Origin of the sequence: Pseudomonas parafulva, assembly GCF_000800255.1 — a bacterium.
GTDB lineage: Bacteria > Pseudomonadota > Gammaproteobacteria > Pseudomonadales > Pseudomonadaceae > Aquipseudomonas > Aquipseudomonas boreofloridensis.
Genome location: NZ_CP009747.1, coordinates 4900867 through 4927210, shown reverse-complemented (window position 1 = coordinate 4927210; position 26344 = coordinate 4900867). Strand labels below are relative to the sequence as shown.

Here is a 26344-nt window from a genome sequence, read left to right as displayed (position 1 = left end):
CTTACGCCCTGAACTGGCCAAGGCTTGCACGCAACTGCGTCGCCAGGTCGTCGAGCACCTTGCTGCTGGCGGTGGTCTGCATGACCACCTCGGCCGACCGCTCGGCCTGGGCATGGATGTTCTCTACCCGGCCCCGCACCGCCTGGGCACCGCTGGCCTGCTGTTCGGCCGCGCGCGTGGCCACACCGATGGCCGCATGCACCTGCTCGACCGCCGCCTGCACCGACTGCTGCCGGCGTTCGTTGTCGCGCAGCACCAACAGCCCCTCGCTGGCCTGCCGCCCGGCCTGGCCGATGGTCGCGACGGCCTCCTTGGCGCCTTGCTGCAGCGCGACGATATGCGCCTGGATATCACCGGTAGAGCTCTGCGTCTTGCTGGCCAATGCCCGCACTTCATCGGCGACCACCGCGAAGCCACGCCCCGTCTCACCCGCACGGGCCGCTTCGATCGCCGCATTGAGCGCCAGCAGGTTGGTCTGCTCGGCGATACCGTGGATCACCGTCAGTACCACCTCGATCTGCTCGCTCTGCTTGGCCAGCCGCTCGATGACCTGGGCCCCGCTGTCCACTTCGCCGGCCAACTTCTCGATCAATTTGGCCAGTTGAGTGGAGGCCCGACTGTTCTCGTCGGTGGCCTGGCGGATGTCCACCACCTGCTGCAATGCTGCCTGCATGGCATGACTCTCGGCCTGGGCTTCGTCGGCCATGCTCGACAAGTCGCGCAGACTGGCCGCCACTTCGTCACGCTGCAACGCCGCCGCCGCATCCGCACCAGCCGTGCGCTGCGCCATGCTGCCGATCTCGACGCCGGTTCGCTGCGCCACCTCGCCGGCCTCCCGCACGATGGGTTGCAACTTGTCGACGAAGCGGTTGACCGCTGAGGCCATGTCGCCAATTTCGTCGCGGCTGTCAAGCGCCACCCGCTTGGTCAGATCGCCCTCGCCAGCCGCCAGGTCGTCCAGGGCGGCGATCAGCAGGCGCAACTTGCTCACCACGCGCCGACCCAGCACCACCGCCACCAGCAACAGCACGCCCAGCCCCACCAGCGCCAGGCCCAGGCCGATGCGCCAACGCAGCTCCCCAGCCGCTTCGCGCACGGTCTGTGCGGTATTGGCCTGCATCGCGGTAGCACTGTGTTGCGCCGTTTCCAGGCGTGCCTGCAGGGCCTTGCCACTGTCGGCGGCGGCCGCGCCCAAGCTTTCGCCGACCAGTTGCTCGCTGCTGCTGATCAGGGCGGTAAAGCGCTGGTCGAGCGCGCTGAGCGTCTGGTCCACGGCCACGGTGGATACCCCCATCAGGACCTTGCCGATGGTGGCGCCGTTTGGGCTGATGGGCGCCTCGACGAAGTACACCGAAGGATCGTGGCGCGCAGCATCCAGCACCTTGTCCAACGCCCGCTCGCCCTGGCCTTTGTCCATGAGCGCCTGGTTGATCGGGTTCTGCCGATTCAGATAGCGCGTCAGGTGCTCGCCCTCGGCGTTGTCGTAGATGACGAACAACACGTTGGGATTGCGCTGGGCGCGTCGAGCGAAGTCGGAAAGCGTCGGCACGTCGTTATCCCAGATCGCCCTGGGTGCCACCGAGGCCAGCAGTTCGGCCATGTCGTTGGCCGAGTCCTTGAGACTTTGCTCCAAAGTAGTGCGCAATTGCTGCTGTTCGCTCTGCAAACGACTGGATAGACCAGCGCTCAAGCGCTGACGGGTGCTGGCAGAAAGGCTGTCGAGCCCTGCGCGCACATCCTGGCCCGCCAGGCCTAGCTCCTCGGCCAGCTTGCGGCTGTCACTGCCCAGGCGCTCGCCCAGATCCGCTTCGAGTGCAGAGATGGTGCTTCGAGTCAGCACCACGGCCACCAACACCTGCACCAGCAGGGCGATACCGAGTGCAACAAACACAGGCCGCAGGAGGCGGCTTCGTAACAGAGAGAGGATGGCAGACACGTTTGAACCCTCGTGTTTCTGGCGCCATTACTTTGATGGCAGCTACAGACGCTTCTTACAGCAAGGGTTGTGCCTGGCGCAGCGGGGATATACGCCAAGGTCGAGCAACGCGACGGCCTGTCATCGACACAAACAAAAACGCCGCAGCCCTTTGCAGGACTACGGCGTCGAATCGACCTGGCGGTCGATCAGGCGAACGGGTGACGCAACACGATGGTTTCGTTGCGGTCCGGGCCGGTGGAGATGATGTCGATCGGCGCGCCGACCAGCTCTTCGATGCGCTTGATGTAGTTGCGCGCAGCCTGCGGCAGCTCCTCCAGGGCTTTCACGCCCAGGGTCGATTCGCTCCAGCCTGGCATCTCTTCGTACACCGGCTCCAGGCCGATGTAGCTGTCGGCATCGGACGGCGCGTCGATGACGGCACCGTGCTCGTTCTTGTAGCCGACGCAGATGTTGATGGTTTCCAGGCCATCGAGCACGTCGAGCTTGGTCAGGCAGATGCCCGAGATGCTGTTGACGTCGATGGCGCGGCGCAGGATCACGGCGTCGAACCAGCCGCAACGACGGGCGCGACCGGTGGTGGAGCCGAACTCATGGCCACGCTTGGCCAAGGTGGCGCCAGTCTCGTCGAACAGTTCGGTCGGGAATGGACCGGAACCGACGCGGGTGGTGTAGGCCTTGGTGATACCCAGGATGTAATCCAGGTACATCGGGCCGACGCCGGAGCCGGTGGAGATACCGCCTGCGGTGGTGTTCGAGCTGGTGACGTACGGATAGGTGCCGTGGTCGATATCCAGCAGCGAACCCTGGGCGCCTTCGAACATGATGTCCTTGCCGGCGCGGCGCAGGTTATGCAGCTCGGCGGTGACGTCGAGCATCATCGGCTTGAGCTGTTCGGCGTAAGCCATGCAGTCGTCCAGAGTCTGCTGGAAGTCGATGGCCGGCTCTTTGTAGTAATTGACCAATTGGAAGTTGTGGTAGTCCAGCAACTCGCCAAGCTTGGCGGCGAAGCGCTCGCGGTGGAACAGGTCACCGACGCGCAGGCCACGGCGCGCGACCTTGTCTTCGTAGGCCGGGCCGATACCGCGACCGGTGGTGCCGATCTTGGCTTCGCCACGGGCCTTCTCACGGGCCTGATCCAGTGCCACGTGGTAGGACAGGATCAGCGGCGCCGCCGGGCTGATGCGCAGACGCTCGCGCACCGGCACGCCTTTTTCTTCCAGCTTGGTGATTTCGCGCATCAATGCATCGGGCGCGACCACCACGCCGTTGCCGATCAGGCACTGCACGCCTTCGCGCAGGATGCCCGAGGGAATCAGGTGCAGAACGGTCTTCTCACCGTTGATCACCAAGGTGTGGCCCGCGTTGTGGCCACCTTGGTAACGCACGACGGCGGCAGCATGTTCGGTCAGCAGATCGACGATCTTGCCTTTGCCCTCATCACCCCACTGGGTGCCCAGGACGACGACATTCTTACCCATAACACTTGTCCTCATTCACGCAATCTTGGTTGCCGGCCCATTGCCGGCGAAGAATCTCAATGGGTCAGCGGCAGAACCTGCCAGCGCCCGTCCTGCTGAATCAATTGCCGATCACAATCCGCTTCGAAGGCAGCACTCAGCGGCTGCCCAGGCAGGGCCTGAACCACACGCTGGCCCTCGTTGCGCAACTGGCAGACCTGCTGCCAGAGGGCCGCGTCGCCATTGTCGGGCATCCAGATGCCACCGCACGGCAATGCGACCTGCGCTCGCCCCAGTGTGACCAGGGTCTTCAAATCCGTGGAGAAACCGGTAGCCGGGCGCGCCCGGCCGAAGTCGGCGCCGATGTCGTCATAGCGCCCGCCCTGGGCGATCGATTGACCGACACCGGGAACGAAGACGGCGAACACCACGCCCGTGTGATAGTTGTAGCCGCGCAACTCGCCCAGGTCGAAGTACAGCGGCAGTTGCGGATAGCGCGCAGCCAGGCGATCGGCGATGGCCAGCAGATCGTCCAGCGCCGCCAGCACACTGGCAGGCGCACGCCCCAGGCGCACGCGGGCTTCGGCCAGCACCTCGCGGCCACCGCACAGCTCGACCAGGGCGCGCAGCATATTGCCCAGGTCCTTCGGCAGCTCCGCGGTCAGGGCGTGGACCTCGTCCACGGCCTTGCGCTGCAACGCATCGAACAACTGCTGTTCGACCGCGCCGCAGAGGCCGGCGGCGCGCGCCAGGCCGCGGTAGATACCGACGTGGCCCAGGTCCATGTGCACGTCGGCCACATCGGTGAGCTGCAGGGTGCTCAGCATCAGGCTGATCACCTCGACATCGCTGGTCGGGCTGGCATCGCCATACAGCTCGGCGCCCAGTTGGATGGGGCTGCGCGACGTGGACAGCGCCCGCGGCTCGGCGTGCAGCACGCTGCCGGCATAGCACAGACGACTCGGGCCTTCGCGGCGCAGGGTGTGGGCATCGATGCGTGCCACCTGCGGGGTGAAGTCGGCACGGAAGCCCATCAAGCGGCCGGACTGTGGATCGACCACCTTGAAGGTACGCTGGTCCAGGTCCTGGCCTGCGCCGGTGAGCAGCGATTCCAGGTACTCGATATGCGGGGTGACGACCAGTTCGTAGCCCCAACTCTGGAACAGGTCCAACACCTGGCGACGCGCAATTTCGATGCGCGCCGCTTCAGGTGGCAGTACTTCCTCGATGCCATCTGGCAGCAGCCAGCGGTCTACCGTTGCCATTACGCCATTTCCCCTCTGGTCCGGGCGGCTGCCCTGCGGGTTAGCCACCTGTAAAGCAGGCGTTGGCGCACAACAGCAGGCAGCACCGATCCCAGCGCCGCCGCCGTGCCAACACCCTCGAAATACCTGCGAGCTGACCAAGTCGTCGAAAAGCCTGGGGCCAATCAACCTTGCAGACGCAAAAAAGCCGGGAATTTCCCGGCTGACTCATCATACACCCCTTTTTCTTCGGGATGCACCCCACCGGACGTTTTAGCTGCCCGGCGGGGCGTCTTACGCTTACGGCTTGCTCTTGTCGAGGAAACGGAAGAACTCGTTCTTCGGATCCAGGACCAGCACGTCGCTCTTGCTGGAGAAGCTCTCGCGGTAGGCCTGCAGACTGCGGTAGAACGCGTAGAAATCAGCGTCCTGGCCGTAGGCCTTGGCGTAGATGGAGGCCGACTGAGCGTCACCATCACCACGGGTTTCTTCCGCTTCGCGATAGGCTTCGGCCAGCAACACGCGGCGCTGACGGTCGGCATCGGCGCGAATACCTTCGGCCAGCTCGTTACCTTTGGCGCGGTGTTCGCGGGCTTCGCGCTCACGCTCGGTGCTCATGCGATCGAACACGCTCCGGTTGACTTCCTTGGGCAGGTCGATGGCCTTGACGCGAACGTCCACCACTTCGATACCCAGCTCCTTGTTGGCCATGCGGTTCAGCGAGGCGGTGATGTCAGCCATCAACGCGTCACGCTCACCGGAAACCACTTCATGCAGGGTGCGCTTGCCGAACTGGTCGCGCAGGCCACTTTCCAGGCGACGCGACAGGCGCTCGTCGGCGATCTGCTTCATACCCGAGGTTGCGGTGTAGAAGCGCTCGGCATCTTTCACTCGCCACTTGGCATAGGCGTCGACCATGACCGCTTTCTTCTCCAGCGTGAGGAAGCGCTGGGTGGGAGCGTCGAGGGTCATCAGGCGGGCGTCGAACTTGCGCACCTGGTTGACGTACGGCACCTTCACGTGCAGACCCGGCTGAACATCGGCCTGGACCACGCGACCGAACTGCAGCAATACCGCCCGCTCGGTCTGCGAGACGATGTAGAAGCAGTTCCAGGCGACGATCGCCAACACCACGGCAGCGATGAGGGCGAACAGCGATTTATTGCTCATCAGCGGCTCTCCCTAGTGCGCAGCGGCTGTTGTTGCTGTTGCAGGTCGGGGGCCGAGCGAACGGCGGCGTCGTTGACCGACGGCGACCCGCTGCTGGACGACGCTGCGTTGTTGCGGCTGCCTTCGACCATCTTGTCCAGTGGCAGGTAGAGCAGGTTGTTCTGCCCGTCCTTGGCGGTCACCAGCACCTTGCTGGTGTTGCTGTAGACTTCCTGCATGGTCTCCAGGTACAGACGCTGACGGGTGACGTCAGGCGCCTTGCGGTACTCGGCGACCAGCTTGGTGAAGCGGTCGGCCTCACCCTTGGCGCGGGCGATCACTTCGTCGCGGTAGCCGTTGGCGTCCTCGATGATGCGCTGCGCTTGACCACGGGCTTCCGGCACCACGCCATTGGCATAGGACTCGGCCTGGTTGCGCGAACGCTGCTCGTCTTCGCGCGCACGGATCACGTCGTCGAAGGCTTCCTGCACTTCACGCGGGGCTGCCGCGCTCTGCACGTTGACCTGGGTGACGGTGATACCGGTGCGGTAGGTGTCGAGGAAACGCTGCAGGCGCTCGCGGATATCCACGGCCATCTGCTCACGGCCTTCGGTCAGCACCTGGTCCATCGAGGTGGAGCCCACCACATGGCGCAGGGCGCTGTCGGTGGCGTGCTGCAGGCTGACTTCAGGCTGGTCGACGTTGAGCACGAAGTCCTGCAGATTGCTGATCTTGTACTGCACCGTCAGCGGCACCTCGACGATGTTCTCGTCTTCGGTGAGCATCTGGCCCTGCTTGGTGTACGCCCGCTCACGCGTGACGTTTTCCATGTACTTGCGGTCGATAGGCGGGAAATAGATATTCAGGCCCGGGCCCACGGTTTCGTAGTACTTGCCGAAGCGCAGCACCACGGCCTGCTCCTGCTCGTCGACCACGTAGACGGCGCTGTACAGCCAGATAGCCGCCAGCACCGCCAGGCCAATGCCCAGCAGGCCGAAGCCGCCGCCTTTGCCGACGTTGCGGTCACCACCACCGCCACCGCGTTTCTTCTTGCCGCCGAACATGCCGTTGAGGCTGTCCTGCAGCTTGCGGAAGGCCTCGTCGAGATCCGGTGGCCCCTTCTTGTCGCCACCACCGCCGCCACCGCGGCGGCCGCCCCAGGGATCCTGATTGTTCGAGTTGCCACCCGGCTCGTTCCAAGCCATAGCGCTCTCCATCTGATAAAGCAAAGACGCGCCCACGGCGCGCCGTCCAATGCTACAGAATGCCTGTCACGGCTGCCCGGCGACCTCGACGGGCATTTATTGCAAAGTGTGTTGCGCGATGAACGCGTCAGGCTCGAGGCCCTCGCGGCTGACCATACGGTTAAGTTCCACCCGCGGCAAACGCACGCTCAGCAGGCTGCTGCCTTCGTCGTCGTGCTCCTCGCTCTGTACGGCCCCCAACTCGAAGAACTGCGCACGCAGGCGCGCCAATCGCTGCTCCAGTCGCAGGGTGCCGACGAACAGATCATTGCCCAGCAATTCGGCTATCGCCTGCCCGACGAGCTCAAGGCCACGCCCGTCTCGCGCCGAGACCCAGACCCGCTCCGGCTTGCCGTCGGCATTGCGCTGGATCTGCGGCTCGACGTCTTCGAGCAGGTCGAGTTTGTTATAGACCTCGAGGATGGGCAAGCCTTCGGCACCGATCTCGCCTAGAACGGCCAGTACCTGCTCGATCTGTTCCATGCGCTCCGGCTCGTGGGCATCGATCACGTGCAGCAGCAGGTCGGAGTTGCTCGATTCCTCGAGCGTGGCGCGAAACGCCTCGACCAGCTTGTGGGGCAAATGCCGGATGAAGCCCACGGTGTCGGCCAGCACGATCGGCCCCAGGTCATCCAGCTCCAGCCGGCGCAAGGTGGGGTCGAGGGTGGCGAACAGCTGGTCGGCGGCGTACACGTCGGAGCGTGTCAGGGCGTTGAACAGCGTGGACTTGCCGGCGTTGGTGTAGCCCACCAGCGACACCGACGGAATATCCGCACGACGACGCCCGCGCCGGGCTTGCTCGCGCTGGCTGCGGACCTTTTCCAGGCGCGCCTTGATCTGCCGCAGGCGTACCCGCAGCAGGCGGCGGTCGGTTTCCAACTGGGTTTCACCCGGGCCGCGCAGGCCGATACCGCCTTTCTGCCGCTCCAGGTGAGTCCAGCCGCGCACCAGGCGCGTGCTCATGTGCTCGAGCTGGGCCAGTTCGACCTGCAGCTTGCCTTCGTGGGTACGTGCGCGCTGGGCGAAGATGTCGAGAATCAGGCCGGTACGGTCGAGCACGCGACACTCGAAGACGCGCTCGAGGTTGCGTTCCTGACTGGGCGTGAGGGTGTGATTGAAGATGACCAGGTCGGCTTCTTCGGCCTTGACCAGGTCGCGCAGTTCCTCGACCTTGCCGCTGCCGATCAGGAACTTCGCTGTGGGCTGGTGCCGCGCAACCGTGGCCAGGTGGACGATGTCCGCCCCGGCCGACAGTGCCAGCTCCTGAAACTCCTGCGGGTCTTCGCGCGCCTCAGGGTTCTGACCTTCCAAGTGAACGAGCAAGGCCCGTTCACCACCACCGTGGCGCTCAAAGAACAATGCAGGCTCCTATCAGGCGTTGCCTGGCTCGCTGTCGCCGTGTTCGGAATCGGACGGGCTTGGCAGGCGAACCGGGCGGGCAGGTACGACAGTGGAGATGGCGTGCTTGTAGACCATCTGGCTGACGGTGTTCTTCAGCAGCACGACGAACTGGTCGAAGGATTCGATCTGGCCCTGCAGCTTGATCCCGTTGACCAGATAGATCGAAACCGGGACTTTTTCTTTTCTCAAGGTGTTCAAGTAAGGGTCTTGTAGCGAATGCCCTTTTGACATATGCCGCACTCCTGTAAGGATCAATAGTAAAAAGCTGAAGAATTCTTTCATTAACGCCGTCTGTTGCAAGAATAGACGGCAATTGCAGGGACTCAGCTCAATATGGAGGCCGATCCCAGGTATTTCAAGGTGCGGGACAGATTGTCGCAGGCCAGGCTGTCCAGCCAGTGCACATTGGACCAGCTGCGCAGCCAAGTGAATTGCCGCTTGGCCAACTGACGGGTGGCGATGATACCGCGTTCACGCATCTGTTCGGCTGTCAGTTGGCTGTCCAGATATTCCCAGACCTGCCTGTACCCCACTGCCCGTATAGACGGCAGCCCCACGTGCAAGTCACTTCTGGTCCGCAACTCTCGGACCTCGTCGACGAAGCCCTGTTCCAGCATCTGCGAAAATCGTAATGCAATTCGTTCATGCAGCACCTGACGATCCGCCGGCGCGATCGCCAGACGGGCCACAGTATAGGGCAAATGACCGCCCGCGCCCGCCTCTACACCGCTGCTTTCGGAGGATTGACGGGCCCGATGCGCGGTCATGCTCTGGCCGCTGACGCGGAACACCTCCAGCGCGCGAATCAACCGCTGCGGGTCATTGGGGTGAATGCGCGCGGCCGAGACCGGATCCACCTCGGCAAGCTGCCGATGGAGTTCGGCCAGGCCCTGCTCGCGGGCCTGTGCCTCGAGCTCGGCGCGCACCGTGGCATCGGCCGGCGGCATGTCGGCCAGGCCGTCGACCAGTGCTTTGTAATAGAGCATGGTGCCGCCGACCAGCAGCGGGATCTTGCCACGCGCGGTGATCTCGGCCATGGCCGCCAGCGCATCGGTGCAAAACTGCGCCGCCGAATAGCTCTGCGCGGGATCGAGAATGTCCACCAGCCGATGAGGATGCGCCGCCAGCACCTCGGGCGAGGGTTTGGCGGTGCCGATGTCCATGCCGCGGTAGACCATGGCCGAATCGACGCTGACCAGCTCGCACGGCAAGGCTTGGGTGAGCGCGATGGCCAGGTCGGTCTTGCCGGCGGCCGTCGGGCCCATGAGAAAAATGGCAGGGGGGTGAAGACTCATTCATCGACCGCGCAGGAAAAGTTTGTCCAGATCGTCCAGGCCCATTTGGGTCCAGGTCGGTCGGCCGTGGTTGCACTGGCCGCTGCGTTCGGTGTTTTCCATGTCGCGCAGCAGCGCATTCATCTCGGCAATCGCCAGACGCCGGTTGGCACGCACGGCGCCGTGGCAGGCCATGGTGCCGAGCAACTCGTTGATGTGCGCCTGGACCCGGTCGCTGGTGCCGTACTCCATGAGGTCGGACAGCACGTCCTGAACCAGACGGTTGGCCTCGGCCTGCTTGAGCAGCGCCGGAATCTGCCGGATCGCCAGGGTTTCCGGACCCAGGCGCTGCAGTTCGAAGCCCAGGCGCTGGAAAGTCTGCGCATGCTCTTCGGCGCAGTCGGCCTCACGCTGACTCACCGCCAGAGACTCAGGCACCAGCAACGGCTGGCCGCTCAGGCCTTCGCTGGCCATCGCCAGCTTGAGGCGCTCGTACATGATTCGCTCGTGGGCGGCGTGCATGTCCACCAGCACCAGGCCGACGGCGTTCTCGGCCAGGATGTAGATGCCTTTGAGCTGGGCCAGGGCATAGCCCAGCGGCGGGATATCGCCCTGACTGTCCGGCAATGCCGCTGGAGCAGGCGCCGCGCCGTCGAGCGGGGCGAAGAACTCTCGATACACCGCCTGGGCCTCGCCGGCCGGCACGGGCGCCGCCGGGCGCGGCGAATACTGATACTGGTAGCCCGCCCCGGCGCCGCCATTGGAGAACGTCGGGCGCGACTCGGCCGCAGGCTGCTCGAGCACCGAGGCAGCCAGGCGCATTTCACCCTGCGGGCCGAACTCGCCGGCCTGCTGACCGGTGGGACGGACGATCTCGCTGCTGGCGGCCGGCGCTGCCAATTGGTCTTCAGGGCGCACATCGGCCAGTGCCCGGTGCAAGGTGCCGTACAGGAAGTCGTGCACCATGCGCCCCTCACGGAAGCGCACTTCATGCTTGGTGGGATGGACGTTGACATCGACGCCGGTGGGGTCGAGTTCGAGGAACAGCACGAAGGTGGGGTGGCGACCGTTGAACAGCACGTCACGGTAGGCCTGGCGTACCGCGTGGGCGACCAGTTTGTCGCGCACCGCCCGGCCATTGACGAAGAAGTACTGCAGGTCGGCCTGACTGCGCGAGAAGGTCGGCAGCCCGACCCAGCCCCACAGGCGCAGGCCATTGCGCTCGACCTCGATCGGCAACGCCTGCTCGAGGAAGCCAGGACCGCAGATGGCGCCGACACGCCGCGCCCGCGCGACATCGTCTGGCGCTTCGTGCAGGCTGAGGATGCTCTTGCCGTTATGGCGCAGATGAAAGCCCACGTCGAATCGCGCCAGCGCCAGGCGCCGGATCACTTCCTGCAGGTGGTCGAACTCGGTCTTCTCGGCCTTGAGGAATTTACGTCGGGCCGGTGTGTTGAAGAACAGGTCGCGCACCTCGACCGACGTGCCGACCGGATGCGCCGCGGGCTGCACCCGTGGAAGCATGTCGCGGCCCTCGGTCTCCACCTGCCAGGCCTCGCCGGCATCAGCGGTGCGCGAGGTCAGGGTGAGGCGCGCCACCGAGCTGATCGAAGCCAACGCCTCGCCGCGAAAACCCAGGCTCAGCACACCTTCGAGGTCTTCCAGTTCACGGATCTTGCTGGTGGCGTGACGGGCCAGGGCCAACGGCAAATCATCCGAGGCGATGCCACGGCCGTCATCCCGCACCCGCAGCAGCTTGACCCCGCCCTGCTCCACCTCGATATCGATGCGCCGGGCACCGGAGTCAAGGCTGTTTTCCAGCAGTTCCTTGACCACCGAAGCAGGACGCTCGACCACCTCGCCTGCGGCGATCTGGTTGGCCAGCCGCGGGCTGAGCAGCTGGATACGGACGCCGTCGCTCATTGCTGCGAAGCCAGGGTGGTAGCCGGGATATCGAGGTGCTGACCGACCTTGAGCTCCTCGCTCTTGAGGTTGTTGGCACTGCGCAGGCTGGCCACGCTGACCTGATAACGCACGGCGATCATCGCCAGCGTCTCACCGGGCCTCACACTGTGCTCACGCGGCCCCTGGGCAATCTTGCCGGAGTCGCGCAGCCAGGCGATGTAGGTGCCGGGCGGTGGGTTCTGCTGGAAGAACTGGCGCACGCCGCTGTGGATGGAACGTGCCAGTGCCTGCTGATGGCTGCGGGTGGCCAGTTTGTTGGCCTCGTTGGCATTGGAGATGAACCCGGTCTCGACCAGGATCGAAGGGATATCAGGCGATTTCAGCACCATGAATCCGGCCTGTTCCACACGCTGCTTGTGCAGCGGCGTGATGCGGCCCATGTTGCCCAGCACTTTCTGCCCGACATTGAGGCTGGAGCTGAGCGTGGCGGTCATCGACAGGTCCAGCAGTACGCCCGCCAGCATGCGGTCCTTGTCGTCGAGGCTGACGTTGCCAGCACCGCCGATCAGGTCGGAACGGTTTTCGCTGTCGGCCAGCCAGCGCGCGGTTTCGGACGTGGCGCCCCGGTCGGACAGGGCGAACACCGAGGCGCCGAAGGCGGCCTTGGAGGGCGCTGCGTCGGCGTGGATGGAGATGAACAGGTCGGCGCCCTTCTTGCGGGCGATCTCGGTGCGCTTGCGCAGCGGAATGAAGTAGTCGCCCGTGCGGGTCAGTTCGGCGCGATAGCCCTTTTCGGTGTTGATCTGGCGCTGCAGTTCGCGGGCGATCTGCAACACGATGTCTTTTTCATGCTGCCCCCGCGAGCCGGAGGCCCCGGGGTCTTCGCCGCCGTGACCGGCATCGATGGCAACCACGATGTCGCGCTTGCCGTTGGGCACCGGCGGCAGCTTGATCGCCGGTTGGGTCGGAGTGACCGGCACCGCAGGCGTGGTCGCCGGCGCGGTAGCGACCGGCGCAGGCGTCGGGTTGCTGGCGGCGATGGCGTCAGCCTCCTGGTCGTACAGATCCACCACCAGACGGTTGCCATACTGGGCGTTCGGCGCGAGGGTGAAGCTCTTCGGCGTGACGGCCTTCTTCAGGTCGACCACCACGCGCAGGTCGGTGGGGGTGCGCTGAGCCGAACGCACGCTGGTGATTGGCGTGTTCGAGGTGGAGACGTTCAGCGGCGAGGCCAGCGTCGCACCATTGATGTCGATGACCAGACGATCGGGCGCGCTGAGCGTGAAGACGCTGTGCTGCACCGGTCCGGACAGGTCGAAGACCAGCCGTGTGTTGTCCGGCGCGCGCCACAGGCGCATGCTCTTGACTTGCGTGACGGCCAGAGCGTCGAGGGTCACTGCTGTCAACAGCAGGCCAACGATGGCGACCAGTGCGCGGATGCGCGGCATACCTTTCCCCACTTACTGTTTGAATTCGGCAGCCAGAGTGGCACACCAGGCTTCGCCGCGAGCCCCCTGCGGCGACAGGTTCAGCGAGCGGCCGCCCGCCTGGGGGCTTATGGTAATGGTCAGGTCAGGCTTTGGCAAAACGCCCGCGCCCTTCTGCGGCCATTCGAAAAGACACAGGGGATCGCCTTCGAAATAGTCGCGAATGCCCATGAACTCCAGCTCCTCTGGATCGACCAGGCGATACAGGTCGAAATGAAAAGCGCGTATATCGCCGATCTCGTAGGGTTCGACCACAGTGAAGGTCGGACTTTTCACCGCGCCGGTATGGCCCAACCCACGGATCAGACCGCGTGACAAGGTGGTCTTGCCAGCGCCCAGGTCGCCCTCCAGAAAGATCACGCCATGGCCGCCGGTGACCTGAGCCAGGGTCGCACCGAAGGCGACGGTGGCCGGTTCGTCGGCCAGAAACAGGGTTATGCCTGACACGCTGAATGCTCCTCCAACAATTCTCGAATGACCGGCGCCAGATCGCTGGCGGCCAAGCCTCTACCCCGGACGCCCAGGCGCTCGCCGGCACAGGCGTGTAGCCACACGCCCAGCCCCGCCGCCTGCCACGCGTCCAGGCCTTGGGCCAGCAGCGCGGCAAGCACGCCGCTGAGCACATCGCCCAGGCCCGCGCCAGCCATCGCCGGATGACCGCGCTCGCATACGCGCAACTGGCCGTGCGGGTCGGCGATCAACGTGCCGGCTCCCTTGAGCACGCACACGCTGCCATGACGGCGCGCCAGCTTGCGCGCCGCCCCCGCACGGTCGGCCTGCACCGCCTCGGTCGACAGCCCCAAAAGCCGCGCCGCCTCGCCTGGATGCGGGGTGAGGATGCTACCGGCCGGCAGCGCCAACGGCGCACGCGCCAGCAAGTTGAGTGCGTCGGCGTCCCACACTTGCGGCAACCGCGCGTTGGCCACGGCCGACAGCAGGCTACGCCCCCAGGCGGCCTGGCCAAGGCCGGGCCCGACCACCAGCACCGAGGCGCGCTCAAGTACCGCCATCAGTTGATTGGCCGAACTCACGCCCAGGCACATGGTTTCCGGCAGACGGGCCAGGCTGGCGGCCACGTGCTCGGGCCGCGTCGCCACGCTGACCAGCCCGGCGCCACAGCGCAGTGCCGCTTCGGCACTGAGCAGCACCGCACCGCCAGTACCCAGGTCGCCGCCGATCACCAGCACATGACCGAAGTCGCCTTTGTGGGCGTCGGCGAGACGCGCGGGCAGGTGCGCGACGGTCAGGCTGCTGAGCGCGAGCGGGGCGTTGCCGGGGTGTTTGGTCTGAGGCATGGGGTCAAAGGCTCCGATGTCTGGCAGAATTATACGCACCTGAGCCTGTAATGCCTGTCCATCCATGTCCGCCTCTCTTCCAGACCTGCCTCTATTGGCCCAGTCCATCAAGGATTGGGGCCACGCACTCGGTTTTGCCCATGTGGGCATCGCCGATGTCGAGCTTGGCGAACACGAACAGCATCTGCAGCGCTGGCTGGACGCCGGGCACCACGGTGAGATGGACTATATGGCAGCGCATGGCACGAAACGTTCGCGCCCGGCCGAACTGATTCCCGGTACCTTGCGCGTGGTGTCGCTGCGCATGGACTATCTGCCCGGCGACACCCGCATGGCCCAGCGCCTGGCCCAGCCTGAAAAAGCCTATGTCTCGCGTTACGCCCTAGGCCGCGACTACCACAAGCTGGTGCGCAAGCGCGTACAGCACCTGGCCGACCGCATCCAGGAAGCCATCGGCCCGTTCGGCTACCGCGCTTTCGTCGACAGTGCCCCGGTGCTGGAAAAGGCCATCGCCCAACAGGCCGGGCTCGGCTGGATCGGCAAGAACACCCTGCTGCTCAACCGCAAGGCCGGCAGCTATTTCTTCCTCGCCGAACTGTTCGTCGACCTGCCACTGCCGGCGGACGAGGCCCAGACCAGCGAACACTGCGGACGCTGCCAGGCCTGCCTGGACCTGTGCCCGACCTCCGCCTTCGTCGGTCCCTACCAACTCGATGCCCGGCGCTGCATCTCGTACTTGACCATCGAACTGCGGGACGCCATTCCGGTGGAGCTCAGGCCATTGATCGGCAACCGGGTCTTCGGCTGCGACGATTGCCAGATCGTCTGCCCCTGGAACCGCTTCGCCAAGTCCACCGGTGAAGACGACTTCAAACCCCGCCACGGTTTGGACAACGCCGAATTGGCGGCGCTGTTCCTGTGGGACGAAAAGACCTTCCTCAGCCGCACCGAAGGCTCGCCGCTGCGCCGCGCCGGTTATGAGCGCTGGCTGCGCAACCTGGCGGTGGGCTTGGGCAATGCGCCTTCGACGATCGCCGTGATCGAAGCCTTGAAAGCACGGCGCGAGCACCCATCGGCATTAGTCAGAGAGCATGTGCAGTGGGCGCTGGCGCGGCATCAGGTCGCGCTGGAGTAGCATCCCGCAGGCCTCATCGCTCATCGTTGTAATGAAACTTGGGCATTTCCCAGTGAAAGCGGATCGCCAGTAGCCGCAACAGAAAACCGCCGAACAGCGTCAACAGCATCGCCTGCTCGGCCGGCACCTGAAAGTACACGCAGCCCAAATAGAACCAGGCCGCCGCGAACGACACGCTGGCGTACAACTCACGGCGAAACACCAGTGGGATGTCGTTGCAGAAGATGTCGCGCAAGATCCCACCGAACACCCCGGTAATCACCCCGCTGATCGACGCCACCAGCATGCCCTGGCCCATTTCCAGTGCCGTCATGCAGCCGATCAGGGTGAACGCCACCAACCCCAGCGCATCGAGCACCAGAAACAGCGTGCGCAGATGGCGCATCAACGGCGCGATGAAAATGGTCAGCAAGGCGGCGAAGCTGGTGAGCACCAGGTACTCGGGATGTTTCACCCAGGTCAGCGGGTAGTGCCCGAGCAGCACATCACGCACCGACCCGCCGCCCAGGGCGGTGATGCAGGCGATCAGCACCACGCCAAACCAGTCCATACCACGCCGCCCAGCGGACAGCGCACCGGTCATGGCCTCGGCCGTGATCGCGATCAGATAGAGCAACAACAGCATGATGCACCTGAGAGGCAGTTTCGAATGGCAAGCGGCAAGCGACAAGCCTGTGTGGTGCACGGCTTCTCACGGGTGGCTTGCCGCTAATGACGTGCAGCGGCGGCGACAAGTCGCCGCTGGTCAGACCTTGATGAAATGTTGGCGGTAGTGGCGCAACTCGGCGATCGACTCGCGGATGTCGTCCAGGGCCAGGTGCGTTCCGCCCTTCTGGAAGCTGTCGCGCACGTGCGGCGCCCAACGCGCAGCCAGCTCCTTGAGCGTGGAGACATCCAGGTTGCGGTAGTGGAAGTAGCTTTCGAGCTCAGGCATGTGGCGATAGAGGAAGCGCCGGTCCTGGCAGATGCTGTTGCCGCAGATCGGCGACTTGCCCTTGGGCACCCACTGCTCGAGGAACGCCAGGGTCTGCGCCTGGGCTTGGGCCATGTCGATGCGGCTCTCGCGCACGCGCTGGGTCAGGCCCGAGGCGCCGTGGGTGCGGGTGTTCCACTCGTCCATGCGCGCCAGCACCTCATCGCTGTGGTGGATGGCGATCACCGGGCCTTCGGCCAAGGTGTTCAGCTCGCTGTCGGTGACAATGGTGGCCATTTCGATGATGACATCGGTGTCCGGGTCCAGGCCGGTCATCTCCAGATCGATCCAGATCAGGTTCTGTGGGTTGTGCATGCATGAGCTCCTCGAATAGGCCGCCATATTAGCCTAGTGGAGCGTGCTAAACTGCTTGCCGTTTTCTTTCTGCCCCGCCGACACGGAACCTTCATGGCCAAACGCCAGCTCAATCGCCGCCAGAACTGGCGCATCGAAAAGATCCAGGGTGAACGCGCCGCCCGCGCTGCCAAACGCGAGCAGCACGCGCTGCAGGAGCTCGAAGGTGGCGACCTGGGCCCCGAGCAGTTGGGCCTGGTGATCGCCCACTTCGGTGTCACGGTCGAGGTCGAAGCCCAGGACGGCGAGGCCGCCGGCCAGGTGTTCCGCTGCAACCTGCGCGCCAACCTGCCGGCGCTGGTCACCGGTGACAAGGTGGTCTGGCGTGCCGGCAACCAGGGCAACGGCGTGATCGTGGCGCAGCTTGCGCGCGGCACCGAGCTGTGCCGGCCCAACAACCACGGCCAACTCAAACCGGTGGCGGCCAACGTCGACCTGATCGTGATCGTCTTCGCCCCGGCGCCCGAACCCCAGGCCAACCTCATCGACCGCTACCTGGTCGCTGCCGAACACGCCGGTATCCGCCCGCTGCTGCTGCTGAACAAAGCCGACCTGATCGACGCGCACAATGCCCCCACGCTCAACGCGCTGCTGGCGGTGTACCGCGACCTGGGCTATCCATTGCTGGAAGTGTCGGCCCACCACGGCGATGGCATGCAGCGCCTGCAACAGACGCTGGACGCGCACATCAGTGTGTTCGTCGGGCAATCGGGGGTGGGCAAGTCGTCGCTGGTCAACAGCCTGCTGCCGCAGGCGCAGACGCGGGTGGGCGATTTGTCCGAATGGTCCGGCCAGGGCACCCACACCACCACCACGGCGCGGCTCTATCACTTCCCCAATGGCGGCGACTTGATCGACTCGCCGGGTATCCGCGAATTCGGCCTGGCGCACGTCAGCCGCGACGATGTGGAAGCAGGCTTCATCGAGTTTCGCGACCTGCTGGGCAACTGCCGCTTCCGCGACTGCAAGCATGACCGCGAGCCGGGCTGCGCGTTGCTCAAGGCGCTGGAAGAGGGTCGTGTTTCAGCGCAGCGCATGCACAGCTATCGCTCGATCGTGGCCAGCCTGACCCAAGACACCTACTGACAGCCACGGCCCTTGCAGGGCCGTGGCAGCGCGTCAGTTTTCCTTGCTGTCGTCCATCTTCAAGGTGCCGTTCTCGAAGATGTTCAGCTTCTGGCGCAACTCGCGCGGTTGCATCGGCTGCGCCGGATCGGTGGTGGGCGCCGCCGCAGCGCCGGGTGCCGCAGGCGCGGCGTTGGCGGGCGGCGTGGTCGGGCTGGCCGGCGCATCGGGCTGGCTCTGCTCGCCTTCGATGTCGCGCTGGGCCTTCTTGGTCAGCACGATGATGTCGATGCGGCGGTTGACCGGGTTCTGCGGATGCTCGCGGTCGAACAGCGACGACGAAGCATAGCCCACCACCCGCGCCACCTGATCGTCCGGATAACCACCCGCTATCAGCGCCCGACGCGCGGCGTTGGCGCGGTTGGCCGACAACTCCCAGTTGCCAAAGTCGCCGGTGCCGGCGTATGGCTTGGCATCGGTGTGGCCGCTCACGCTGATCTTGTTCGGCACCGCCTTGATGGTGTCGGCCATGGCCAGCAGGATGTCCTCGAAGTAGGGCTTGAGGCGCGCACTGCCCAGGTCGAACATCGGCCGGTTCTCGGCGTCCATGATCTGGATACGCAGGCCGTCCTGAGTGATTTCGAACAGGATCTGATCCTTGAACTTCTGCAGTTGCGGGTTTTCTTCGACCTTGTTCTGCAGTTCCTGCAGCAACAGTTGCAGACGCTCCTGTTCGACCTGCTCGGCCATGGTCTCGACCTTGTCCTTGTCCAGTTGCAGGCTGGTGTCAGGCGTCGGCTCGGACTTCTCTTCCGGGTTGATGGTCTTTTCCGGCGCCAGTTGCGGCGAGCCGCCCAGGTCGATGACGTAAGGCGTACCGCTCTCGGAAAAGCCGATCGGATCCTTGAAGTAACCGGCGATGGCGATCTTCTGCTCAGGGGTGGCCGTGGACAGCAGCCACAGCACGAGGAAGAACGCCATCATTGCCGTGGCGAAGTCGGCGAAGGCGATCTTCCAGGCGCCGCCATGATGGCCGGCGCCGTAGCGCTTGATGCGCTTGACGATGATGGGCTGGTTGTTCTCCATGACTCAGCGACCGCGCACCGCTTGTTCCAGCTCGGCGAAGCTCGGGCGATGCTTTGGATACAGCACCTTGCGCCCGAACTCGACCGCCAGCGACGGCGGCATGCCGGAGGCCGAGGCCACCAGCGAGGCCTTGATCGCCTCGTAGACGTTCAGCTCTTCCTTGGCGTCGTGCTGCAGGCAGTTGGCCAGCGGGCCGAAGAAGCCATAGGCCGCCAGGATACCGAAGAAGGTACCGACCAGCGCCGCGCCCACGTGCATGCCGATCGCCTTCTGGTCGCCCTCGCCGAGCGAGGCCATGGTCACCACGATGCCCAGTACCGCCGCGACGATACCGAAGCCGGGCATGCCGTCGGCCACGCCAGTCACCGCGTGCGACGGGTGCTCGAGCTCTTCCTTCATGCTCAGCAGTTCCATGTCGAACAGGCCCTCGAGCTCGTGGGGTGCCATGTTGCCGGTGGACATGATGCGCAGGTAGTCGCAGATGAACGCCGTCATGCGCTCGTCGCCGAGCACTGCCGGGTACTTGGCGAAGATCGGGCTGGCGGCGGCATCTTCGATGTCGCCCTCGATGGCCATCATGCCCTCGCGGCGGCTCTTGTTGAGAATCTCGTAGATCAGGCCCAGCACTTCCAGGTAGAACGTGTGGGTGAAGCGGCTGCCGAACATCTTCAGCGACTTCTTGATCACGTGCAGGGTCATGTAGCCCGGGTTGGCCTGCAGGAAGGCACCAAAGGCTGCACCACCGATGATCAGCACTTCGAATGGCTGGATCAGCGCCGCGATCTTGCCGTGGGATAGGACGTACCCGCCGAGAACGCTCGCGAATACGACGATGATGCCGATAATTTTAGCCATAGATTGGAAGCACTTGCTGTCGTGGTCAGGTTCAGGGGCGGGAGCTTTGAAACTCTGCTTCTACTTATCGGCAGAACTGCGCCAGACTATAGCCACATAATGCGAAAAGCCAGTTCGGACTGATGTCAAAATGCCAATCGAAACCAAGCTGCCAGCGCAGGTCCCCTCCTCTCTCGAGGGCTGGGTAAAGCTACTCGACGGTATCCGTGTGCCGGTGCCCAAGGAGAGTCATGACCGCGTCCTGGCGGCGGTCAACGACAACCGCCGCTCGCTGCGCGACATCGCCGAACTGATGCAGGACAGCCCGTCGCTGGTGCTGTGCGTCATGCGCGAGGCCAACCATCCGGCCAACGCCAGCATGGCCGAGCCAGCCGAAAGCCTGGAGGTCGCCCTCAACCGCCTGGGTCTTTCACGCATCCTGCAGCTCATGGGGCGTCTACCGGCGGTGCCGGCCGACGACATCCCGCCGGTGCTGCGCCAGTTCCTGCTGATCAGCCAGCACGCCACGCAACAGGCCAACGGCCTGTTCGCCAGTCGCCTGGCACGGCTGTGGCAGGAAATCCACTGGGGCAGCCTGCTGTTCCTCTCGCCGCTGTGGCCCCTGGCGTTGGCCTACCCCAAGCTGCTCGACGCCTGGGAACTGCGGGTGATCCACAAGGGCGAGGACGCCGCCGAGGTGGAGCATGCGTTGTTCGGCGTGCGCATCATGGAACTGTGCCGGGCCGTCGCCCTGCACTGGCGCCTGCCGGAATGGGTCACCCAGGGCTATCGCCTGCTGCTCGAAGAGCGCGAGCAACTGGCCCAGGTGCTGAATATCGCGCGCGATCCCGATGCACTGAACCAACAGCATCGCCTGGACGACGAAAGCGGTCTGCGCCGCTGGTTCAACCAGCCGGCCAATACCGTGCTGCTCGCCAACGGGCTGGCGCTGTCGGCGCAGGTCGGCTGGGACAACCCGCACCTGCTGCGCTGGCAACTGCTGACCGCGCTGTATTTGCAAACCACCCTGGACGACGTCCAGCAGCAGGTCCACCAGCAGGCGGCCGCCAGCGCCCGCCATCACGCCCGGCATGCGTTGTTCCATCCGGCCGAAGCGCTGATCTGGCCTTGGGAGCAACGCCGGCCGCACCCGGACATGCTCACCGCGCCGCCGCCCCCTGCGCAGGACCTGGAACGCTGGCGTGCCCTGTGTGGCGAGTTGCTGACCCAGCCCAGCCCGTTCAGCAACAGCATGCACCTGGCCACCCTGGCACGTGATGCCTTGCTGGCCTGCGGCATGCAGCGGGTGCTGCTGCTGATGCTGGACAAGCCCAACGACTGCCTGCGCGTGCAGCAAAGCGCCGTCCTGCCGCGTGAGGCGGCGGCGCTCAAGGTCGACCTGAACGCAAGCACCCTGCTGCAAAAACTGCTGAGCAAAGCTTCGCAACTGCGCCTGACGCCGGAAAACCACGCCCGTTTCGCGCCCCTGCTGCCCACCACACTGCGCGCCCTGTTCCCCAGCGAACACGTGCTGCTGCGCTCGCTGGCGTTGAATGAGCAGGCGCTGATGCTGGTGATCGCCGACCAGGGCGGCAAGCCGCTGGCCGATGTTGGCGTGCAGGCGTTTGGCAAAACCGCGCAATGTATCGAGCGCGCACTGGCCAGCTTCGCCAACCGCAATGGCTGAGCCGTGCGCTACAATCGCCCCTTTCTCGCCCCCGGAGACCGTGGATGACTGATTTTTCCGGCTTGCCTCTGGTGATCGAAGCCGACGACCTGCTGCCGCGCCTGCAGTCGCCCGAGCTGATCCTGGTCGATCTGAGCAGCGCCAATCGCTACGGCAGCGGCCACATCCCCGGCGCGCGCCTGGTCGACGGCAAGCGCACCCAGCTCGGCCAACCGCCTGCGCCCGGCCTGTTGCCAGCGCTGGGCGATCTGGAAAAGCTATTCAGCGAACTGGGTCATCGCGACGATGCGGTGTACGTGGTGTACGACGACGAAGGCGGCGGCTGGTCCGGGCGCTTCATCTGGCTGCTCGACGTGATCGGGCACAAGGCCTACCACTACCTCAATGGCGGGATCCAGGCCTGGCCTGCCGATCAACTGTCCACCGAGGTGCCGCCCGTGGCGAACACACCGGTTAAGTTGCGCCTGCACGGCGAACCCACCGCGACCCGCGAGTACCTGCAAAGCCGCCTGGGCGCCCCTGACCTGGTGGTCTGGGATGCCCGTGCACCGCAGGAGTTCTCCGGCGAGAAAGTCTTGGCCGCCCGAGGCGGACACATACCCGGTGCGATCAATTTCGAGTGGACCGCCGGCATGGACCTCAACGACCGCCTGCGCATTCGCGGCGATATCGCACAGACCCTTCAGCACCTGGGCATCACCCCCGACAAGGAAGTGATCACCCACTGCCAGACCCACCGTCGCTCCGGCTTCACCTACCTGGTCGCCAAGGCCCTGGGCTATCCACGGGTCAAGGCCTACGCTGGCTCGTGGAGCGAGTGGGGCAATCACCCGGACACGCCTGTAGACGTTTAAGGAAACTGCATGAAATCCCGTTTGTTCATCATCAGCCAGTACCTGCTGCCGCATCACCTGCTCTCGCGCCTGGCCGGCTGCGTGGCCGAGTGCCGCGTACGCTGGTTCAAGAATGCCTTCACCGCCTGGTTCGCCAAGCGCTACCAGGTCAACATGAGCGAAGCGCTGGTCGAAGACCTCACCGCCTACGAGCACTTCAACGCCTTCTTCACCCGTGCCCTCAAGCCCGGCGCACGCCCGCTGGACGACACCCCCGGCGCGATCCTGTGCCCGGCCGACGGCGCCGTCAGCCAGCTTGGCCCGATCGAACACGGGCGCATTTTCCAGGCCAAGGGCCACAGCTATAGCGCCCAGGAGCTGCTGGGCGGCGATCCGGCGCTGGCAGCGCCGTTCATGGGCGGCGAGTTCGCCACCATCTACCTGTCACCCAAGGACTACCACCGCGTGCACATGCCGCTGGCCGGCACCCTGCGTGAGATGGTCTACGTGCCAGGTCGGCTGTTCTCGGTCAACCAAACCACCGCTGAAAACGTACCGGAACTGTTCGCCCGCAACGAGCGCGTGGTGTGCCTGTTCGACACCGAGCGCGGGCCGATGGCCGTGGTGCTGGTCGGTGCAATGATCGTCGCCTCGATCGAGACGGTGTGGGCCGGGCTGGTCACACCACCCAAGCGCGAACTCAAGACCGTTCGCTACGACGAAGCCAGCCGTGCGCCGATCCATCTGGAGAAAGGTGCGGAACTGGGCCGCTTCAAGCTGGGCTCCACCGCCATCGTGCTGTTCGGGCCGGATCAGGTGAAGTGGGCGCAGAACCTCGGCGCGCTGTCGGCCGTACGCATGGGTGAGCAATTGGCACTGCCGACCCAAGGCTGACCAGACACATGAGGGCGCGGCAGCCTGCCGCGCCCTCATGCCTCTACCAGGCCCTCACGCGCAACCGTTGCGGTCGCGCCAGCCCAGCAGATACAACACCCCGTCCAGACCCAGCGTAGAAATGGCCTGCTTGGCCGATTGACGCACCAGCGGCTTGGCCCTGAAGGCCACGCCCAGGCCCGCCAGCGACAGCATCGGCAAATCGTTGGCGCCATCGCCCACCGCGATGGTCTGCTCCAGTTGCAGCCCCTCCTTGATCGCCAGCTCCTGTAGCAGATCGGCCTTGCGCTGGGCATCGACGATCGGCTCCACCGCCACCCCAGTCACCTTGCCATCCACCACTTCCAACTCGTTGGCGAAGACGTAGTCGATGCCCAGGCGCGCCTGCACCTGCCTGGCGAAATAGGAGAAGCCGCCGGAGAGGATGGCGGTCTTGTAACCCAGGCGCTTGAGTTCAGCGAACAGGTGCTCGGCGCCTTCGGTCAGGCGCAGCGAGGCGCCGATCTCGTCCAGCACGCCAACATCCAGGCCTTTGAGCAAGGCCATGCGCTCCTTGAAGCTGGCGCGGAAGTCCAGTTCGCCGCGCATGGCGCGTTCGGTGATCGCCGACACCTGCTCGCCGACACCCGCCGCCTTGGCCAGCTCGTCGATCACTTCGGCTTCGATCAAGGTCGAGTCCATGTCGAAGACCGCCAGGCGACGGTTGCGGCGGAACAGATCATCCTGCTGAAAGGCGATATCGACGCCCTGCTCGGAGGACAGCGCGAAGAACTCGGCGCGCAGGGCCTGGGGATCGGTCGGCTCGCCGCGCACCGAGATTTCCAGGCAGGCACGCCCCTGTTCGGTGGGCGCATCGAGCGCGACCCGGGCCGACAGGCGCTCGATACGCTCGATGGTCAGACCGTACTGGCTGATCAGCGCGCTGACGCGTTGCAACTGTGCCGGGGTGACCTTGCGGCTGAGCAGGGTGACGATATGGCGGTTGTCGCCATGACCGTCGACCCACTGCTGGTAGTCTTCTTCGGAAATCGGCGTGTAGCGCGCCTGCAGGTTCAGCTCGTGAGCCTTGGACTGCACGCTTTGCAGCAAGGCGGTGGCCACCTCGTTGTCGGGAATGTCCACCAGAATGCCGAACGACAGCGTGCCGTGCATGACGGCCAGACCGATGTCGAGAATGTTCACACCGCCCTGGAGCAGGACGCCGGTGAGGGCCGCAGTGAGACCCGGACGGTCTTCACCAGTGATGTTGATCAGGACGATTTCGCGCAAGACCGTGCTCCAACTCGATGAAAAGTGCGCATTCTACCCACTTTCAGTGACCATCGGGCAGCACCGATACTTTGCCGACAAAACGCGGGTCGCTATACTGCCCGGCATCAATTCCGCCATAAAGAGCCGCGCTCTGTGAACCGGCCCACGCCCGTCAAAACCGACAACTTCTTTCTGATGATCTTCCGAGCCTTGAGCCAACGCCGTATTCCCTTGGCATTGCGCATCGCCAGCCACAACATTTTCCTGGTGGCGCTGGCTCTGGTGATCTATGCCTGCGTGATGGGCCTGCAGTTCAAGCAGGCCATGCACGAGCAGGCCGATGCCGTGGGCCAGAGCCTGACCACCCAGACGGCGACGTCGGCGACCGAGCTGCTGGTGTCCAACGACATCCTCAGCCTCAACGTGCTGCTGGGCAACCTGGTGAAGAACCCGCTGGTGGCCCACGCGGCGATCTACAGCCCCGACAACCGCATCCTCGCCGAGGCCGGGCAACGGCCGAAGAACAGCCTGCTGGGCGAGGCCGAGGGTGTCTACCAGACCAAGATCACCTTCCAGGACGTGACCGCCGGGCAACTGCGCATCAGCCTGGACATGAGCCAGTTCCAGCAGCCGATGCTGATCAGCCTGCAGAGCATGGGCATTCTCGCCGCCATCCTGCTGGCCTTGGCGCTGACCCTGAGCCTGCGCCTGGGTCGTTTCATCTCCACGCCGCTGCTGCAACTGCGGGTCTGGTTACGCGATCCTCACCCCTACACCCCGGGCATCGAGCGTCAGGACGAGATCGGCGATCTGGCCAGGCAGCTGCACGCCAAGCTGGCGCCGCCGCCACCACCGGAGCCTGAACCCGAGCCGGAAGACGAGGACGACTTCGCCGACCTACCGGTCGAGCCCGCCCCCCGCAAGCCCACCGCCAAGCCCGTGAGCGCCCGCCCCGTCGCGGCCGACGAAGAGGCCGACGACGACGCCTTCGCCGACCTGCTCGAGGACAACGAGCCCAGCGCCAAGGCGCTGAGTGTTGCCGAGCCGGACGAACCGAACACCAGCGCCGTGCTGGCGGTGCAGTTGGGCTCCCAGGAGCAACTGCGGCGCCTGCCGCGCACGCGCCTGACCGAGCTTCTGGAGCGCTACCGCGACTGCCTGGATCAGGCCGCGTCGCTCTACGAAGGTGAAGTGCAGACGCTCAACGATGGCAGCACCCTGCTGCTGTTCCACAGCCGTCACAGCGGCGAGGACTACCTCACCAACGCCATCTGCTGCGGCGAGCTGCTGCGCGCCCTGGGCCACGCCTTGCAGATCGAGGTGGCCGACAGCGGCATCACCTTGCAACTGCAACTGGGCTTGGCGCTGGGCGAAGACCTGCTGGACATGGACCAGGTGGATCTACTGATGACCGACAAGGCCCAGGCAGCCCTGGCCCTGTCACAGCACAGCCGCAACCTGCTGTTGGTCGAACGTCAGGTCAGCGACGATGCGCTGATCCGCCAGCGTGCGCGTATTCGCCCGATTGCCAGCCCCGAGGGGGCCTGCTGTGTCGAACGACTGATGGAGCCGTATCCGTCGATGCTGGAGCGTCAACTGGCCCGCATGCACGAGCGGCGCGGCTGATCGGAGGCCAACGCACAAAAAAGCCCGCAGCGCTGCGTAATGCGGTTGACTTAAGAATGCTGGGGCCGCTTCGCGGCCCTTTCGCGGCACAAGGCCGCTCCCACAAATTCCGCGCAAACCCTTAAACATGAGGCTGCACGGACCCTGTGGGAGCGGCCTTGCGCCGCGATGGGCTGCGCAGCAGCCCCAATTCCAGCAAAACAGATCTTAA

22 protein-coding genes and 2 pseudogenes are annotated in these 26344 nt (G+C 64.9%); 6 read left to right on the top strand and 18 right to left on the bottom strand.

Features of this window, described 5'->3' with window-relative positions; genetic code table 11:
• Position 1 precedes the first annotated feature (1 nt).
• The 13 genes and pseudogenes from NJ69_RS23310 to NJ69_RS21390 form a co-directional block, all read right to left on the bottom strand.
• Positions 2 to 517: pseudogene (locus tag NJ69_RS23310) on the bottom strand (methyl-accepting chemotaxis protein); the annotation flags it as partial.
• A gap of 390 nt (positions 518 to 907) precedes the next feature.
• Positions 908 to 1120: pseudogene (locus tag NJ69_RS23305) on the bottom strand (methyl-accepting chemotaxis protein); the annotation flags it as partial.
• 1004 nt (positions 1121 to 2124) lie between these two features.
• Positions 2125 to 3417, bottom strand: coding sequence for an adenylosuccinate synthase (locus tag NJ69_RS21440; RefSeq protein WP_039582866.1), 1293 nt, complete (start codon positions 3415 to 3417; stop codon positions 2125 to 2127).
• 56 nt (positions 3418 to 3473) lie between these two features.
• Positions 3474 to 4661: an ATP phosphoribosyltransferase regulatory subunit gene (locus tag NJ69_RS21435; protein WP_039582865.1), complete on the bottom strand. Its 1188-nt coding sequence runs from the start codon at positions 4659 to 4661 to the stop codon at positions 3474 to 3476.
• 279 nt (positions 4662 to 4940) lie between these two features.
• The gene (hflC, locus tag NJ69_RS21430; protein WP_039582862.1) at positions 4941 to 5810 is read right to left on the bottom strand and encodes a protease modulator HflC; all 870 of its coding nucleotides are present in this window, start codon (positions 5808 to 5810) and stop codon (positions 4941 to 4943) included.
• Positions 5810 to 6994 carry an FtsH protease activity modulator HflK gene (gene hflK / locus NJ69_RS21425; protein WP_039582860.1) on the bottom strand — a complete coding sequence of 395 codons (1185 nt, stop codon included), beginning with the start codon at positions 6992 to 6994 and terminating at the stop codon, positions 5810 to 5812. The genes hflC and hflK overlap by 1 nt, the downstream gene beginning before the upstream one ends.
• A gap of 96 nt (positions 6995 to 7090) precedes the next feature.
• Complete coding sequence (gene hflX / locus NJ69_RS21420) at positions 7091 to 8392, bottom strand: ribosome rescue GTPase HflX (protein ID WP_039582859.1); 1302 nt, start codon at positions 8390 to 8392, stop codon at positions 7091 to 7093.
• A 12-nt stretch (positions 8393 to 8404) separates the two neighbouring features.
• Positions 8405 to 8665: an RNA chaperone Hfq gene (gene hfq, locus NJ69_RS21415; protein ID WP_029612777.1), complete on the bottom strand. Its 261-nt coding sequence runs from the start codon at positions 8663 to 8665 to the stop codon at positions 8405 to 8407.
• A gap of 92 nt (positions 8666 to 8757) precedes the next feature.
• Complete coding sequence (gene miaA, locus NJ69_RS21410) at positions 8758 to 9729, bottom strand: tRNA (adenosine(37)-N6)-dimethylallyltransferase MiaA (protein ID WP_039582857.1); 972 nt, start codon at positions 9727 to 9729, stop codon at positions 8758 to 8760.
• The gene (mutL, locus tag NJ69_RS21405) at positions 9730 to 11631 is read right to left on the bottom strand and encodes a DNA mismatch repair endonuclease MutL (RefSeq protein ID WP_029612778.1); all 1902 of its coding nucleotides are present in this window, start codon (positions 11629 to 11631) and stop codon (positions 9730 to 9732) included.
• Entirely contained in the window at positions 11628 to 13073 is a 1446-nt protein-coding gene (locus NJ69_RS21400; protein WP_205419300.1) for an N-acetylmuramoyl-L-alanine amidase, read from the bottom strand. Before NJ69_RS21400 ends, mutL begins: the two co-directional genes overlap by 4 nt.
• Positions 13074 to 13538, bottom strand: coding sequence for a tRNA (adenosine(37)-N6)-threonylcarbamoyltransferase complex ATPase subunit type 1 TsaE (gene tsaE, locus NJ69_RS21395; RefSeq protein WP_369811489.1), 465 nt, complete (start codon positions 13536 to 13538; stop codon positions 13074 to 13076).
• A complete protein-coding gene (locus NJ69_RS21390; protein WP_039582854.1) occupies positions 13535 to 14395 on the bottom strand; it encodes an NAD(P)H-hydrate dehydratase in 861 nt (286 codons plus the stop codon). Before NJ69_RS21390 ends, tsaE begins: the two co-directional genes overlap by 4 nt.
• A 64-nt stretch (positions 14396 to 14459) precedes the next feature.
• On the opposite strand from NJ69_RS21390, the gene queG reads away from it, so the two are divergent.
• A complete protein-coding gene (gene queG / locus NJ69_RS21385; RefSeq protein ID WP_029612780.1) occupies positions 14460 to 15530 on the top strand; it encodes a tRNA epoxyqueuosine(34) reductase QueG in 1071 nt (356 codons plus the stop codon).
• Between the two features lie 13 nt (positions 15531 to 15543).
• Here the strand turns inward: queG and NJ69_RS21380 are convergent, their stop codons facing one another.
• Together NJ69_RS21380 and orn are read right to left on the bottom strand one after the other, a co-directional pair.
• Positions 15544 to 16158, bottom strand: a complete 615-nt coding sequence (locus NJ69_RS21380; RefSeq protein ID WP_205419316.1) for a trimeric intracellular cation channel family protein — start codon at positions 16156 to 16158, stop codon at positions 15544 to 15546.
• A gap of 117 nt (positions 16159 to 16275) precedes the next feature.
• Positions 16276 to 16818 (bottom strand): oligoribonuclease, encoded by a 543-nt coding sequence (gene orn / locus NJ69_RS21375; protein ID WP_029612782.1) that lies wholly within the window; start codon positions 16816 to 16818, stop codon positions 16276 to 16278.
• A gap of 93 nt (positions 16819 to 16911) precedes the next feature.
• Between orn and rsgA the strand changes: the two genes are divergently transcribed.
• Positions 16912 to 17943, top strand: a complete 1032-nt coding sequence (gene rsgA / locus NJ69_RS21370) for a small ribosomal subunit biogenesis GTPase RsgA (RefSeq protein ID WP_029612783.1) — start codon at positions 16912 to 16914, stop codon at positions 17941 to 17943.
• Positions 17944 to 17976: 33 nt separating this feature from the next.
• Here rsgA and motB read toward each other — a convergent pair whose 3' ends face one another.
• Both motB and motA read right to left on the bottom strand, forming a co-directional pair.
• Complete coding sequence (gene motB, locus NJ69_RS21365) at positions 17977 to 19008, bottom strand: flagellar motor protein MotB (protein WP_039582852.1); 1032 nt, start codon at positions 19006 to 19008, stop codon at positions 17977 to 17979.
• Between the two features lie 3 nt (positions 19009 to 19011).
• Positions 19012 to 19863: a flagellar motor stator protein MotA gene (gene motA / locus NJ69_RS21360; protein WP_029612787.1), complete on the bottom strand. Its 852-nt coding sequence runs from the start codon at positions 19861 to 19863 to the stop codon at positions 19012 to 19014.
• A gap of 130 nt (positions 19864 to 19993) precedes the next feature.
• Between motA and NJ69_RS21355 the strand changes: the two genes are divergently transcribed.
• From NJ69_RS21355 to asd, 3 genes are read left to right on the top strand one after another with little or no spacing between them, the layout of a single operon-like run.
• Positions 19994 to 21529 carry an HDOD domain-containing protein gene (locus NJ69_RS21355; RefSeq protein WP_039582851.1) on the top strand — a complete coding sequence of 512 codons (1536 nt, stop codon included), beginning with the start codon at positions 19994 to 19996 and terminating at the stop codon, positions 21527 to 21529.
• Positions 21530 to 21573: 44 nt separating this feature from the next.
• Positions 21574 to 22383, top strand: a complete 810-nt coding sequence (locus tag NJ69_RS22980; protein WP_039582849.1) for a rhodanese-like domain-containing protein — start codon at positions 21574 to 21576, stop codon at positions 22381 to 22383.
• A 9-nt stretch (positions 22384 to 22392) separates the two neighbouring features.
• Entirely contained in the window at positions 22393 to 23256 is an 864-nt protein-coding gene (gene asd, locus NJ69_RS22975; protein WP_039582848.1) for an archaetidylserine decarboxylase, read from the top strand.
• Between the two features lie 54 nt (positions 23257 to 23310).
• Here the strand turns inward: asd and serB are convergent, their stop codons facing one another.
• Positions 23311 to 24525, bottom strand: a complete 1215-nt coding sequence (gene serB, locus NJ69_RS21340) for a phosphoserine phosphatase SerB (RefSeq protein ID WP_039582846.1) — start codon at positions 24523 to 24525, stop codon at positions 23311 to 23313.
• Positions 24526 to 24660: 135 nt separating this feature from the next.
• On the opposite strand from serB, the gene NJ69_RS21335 reads away from it, so the two are divergent.
• Positions 24661 to 26133: a histidine kinase gene (locus tag NJ69_RS21335; RefSeq protein WP_039582845.1), complete on the top strand. Its 1473-nt coding sequence runs from the start codon at positions 24661 to 24663 to the stop codon at positions 26131 to 26133.
• Positions 26134 to 26344: the final 211 nt, after the last annotated feature.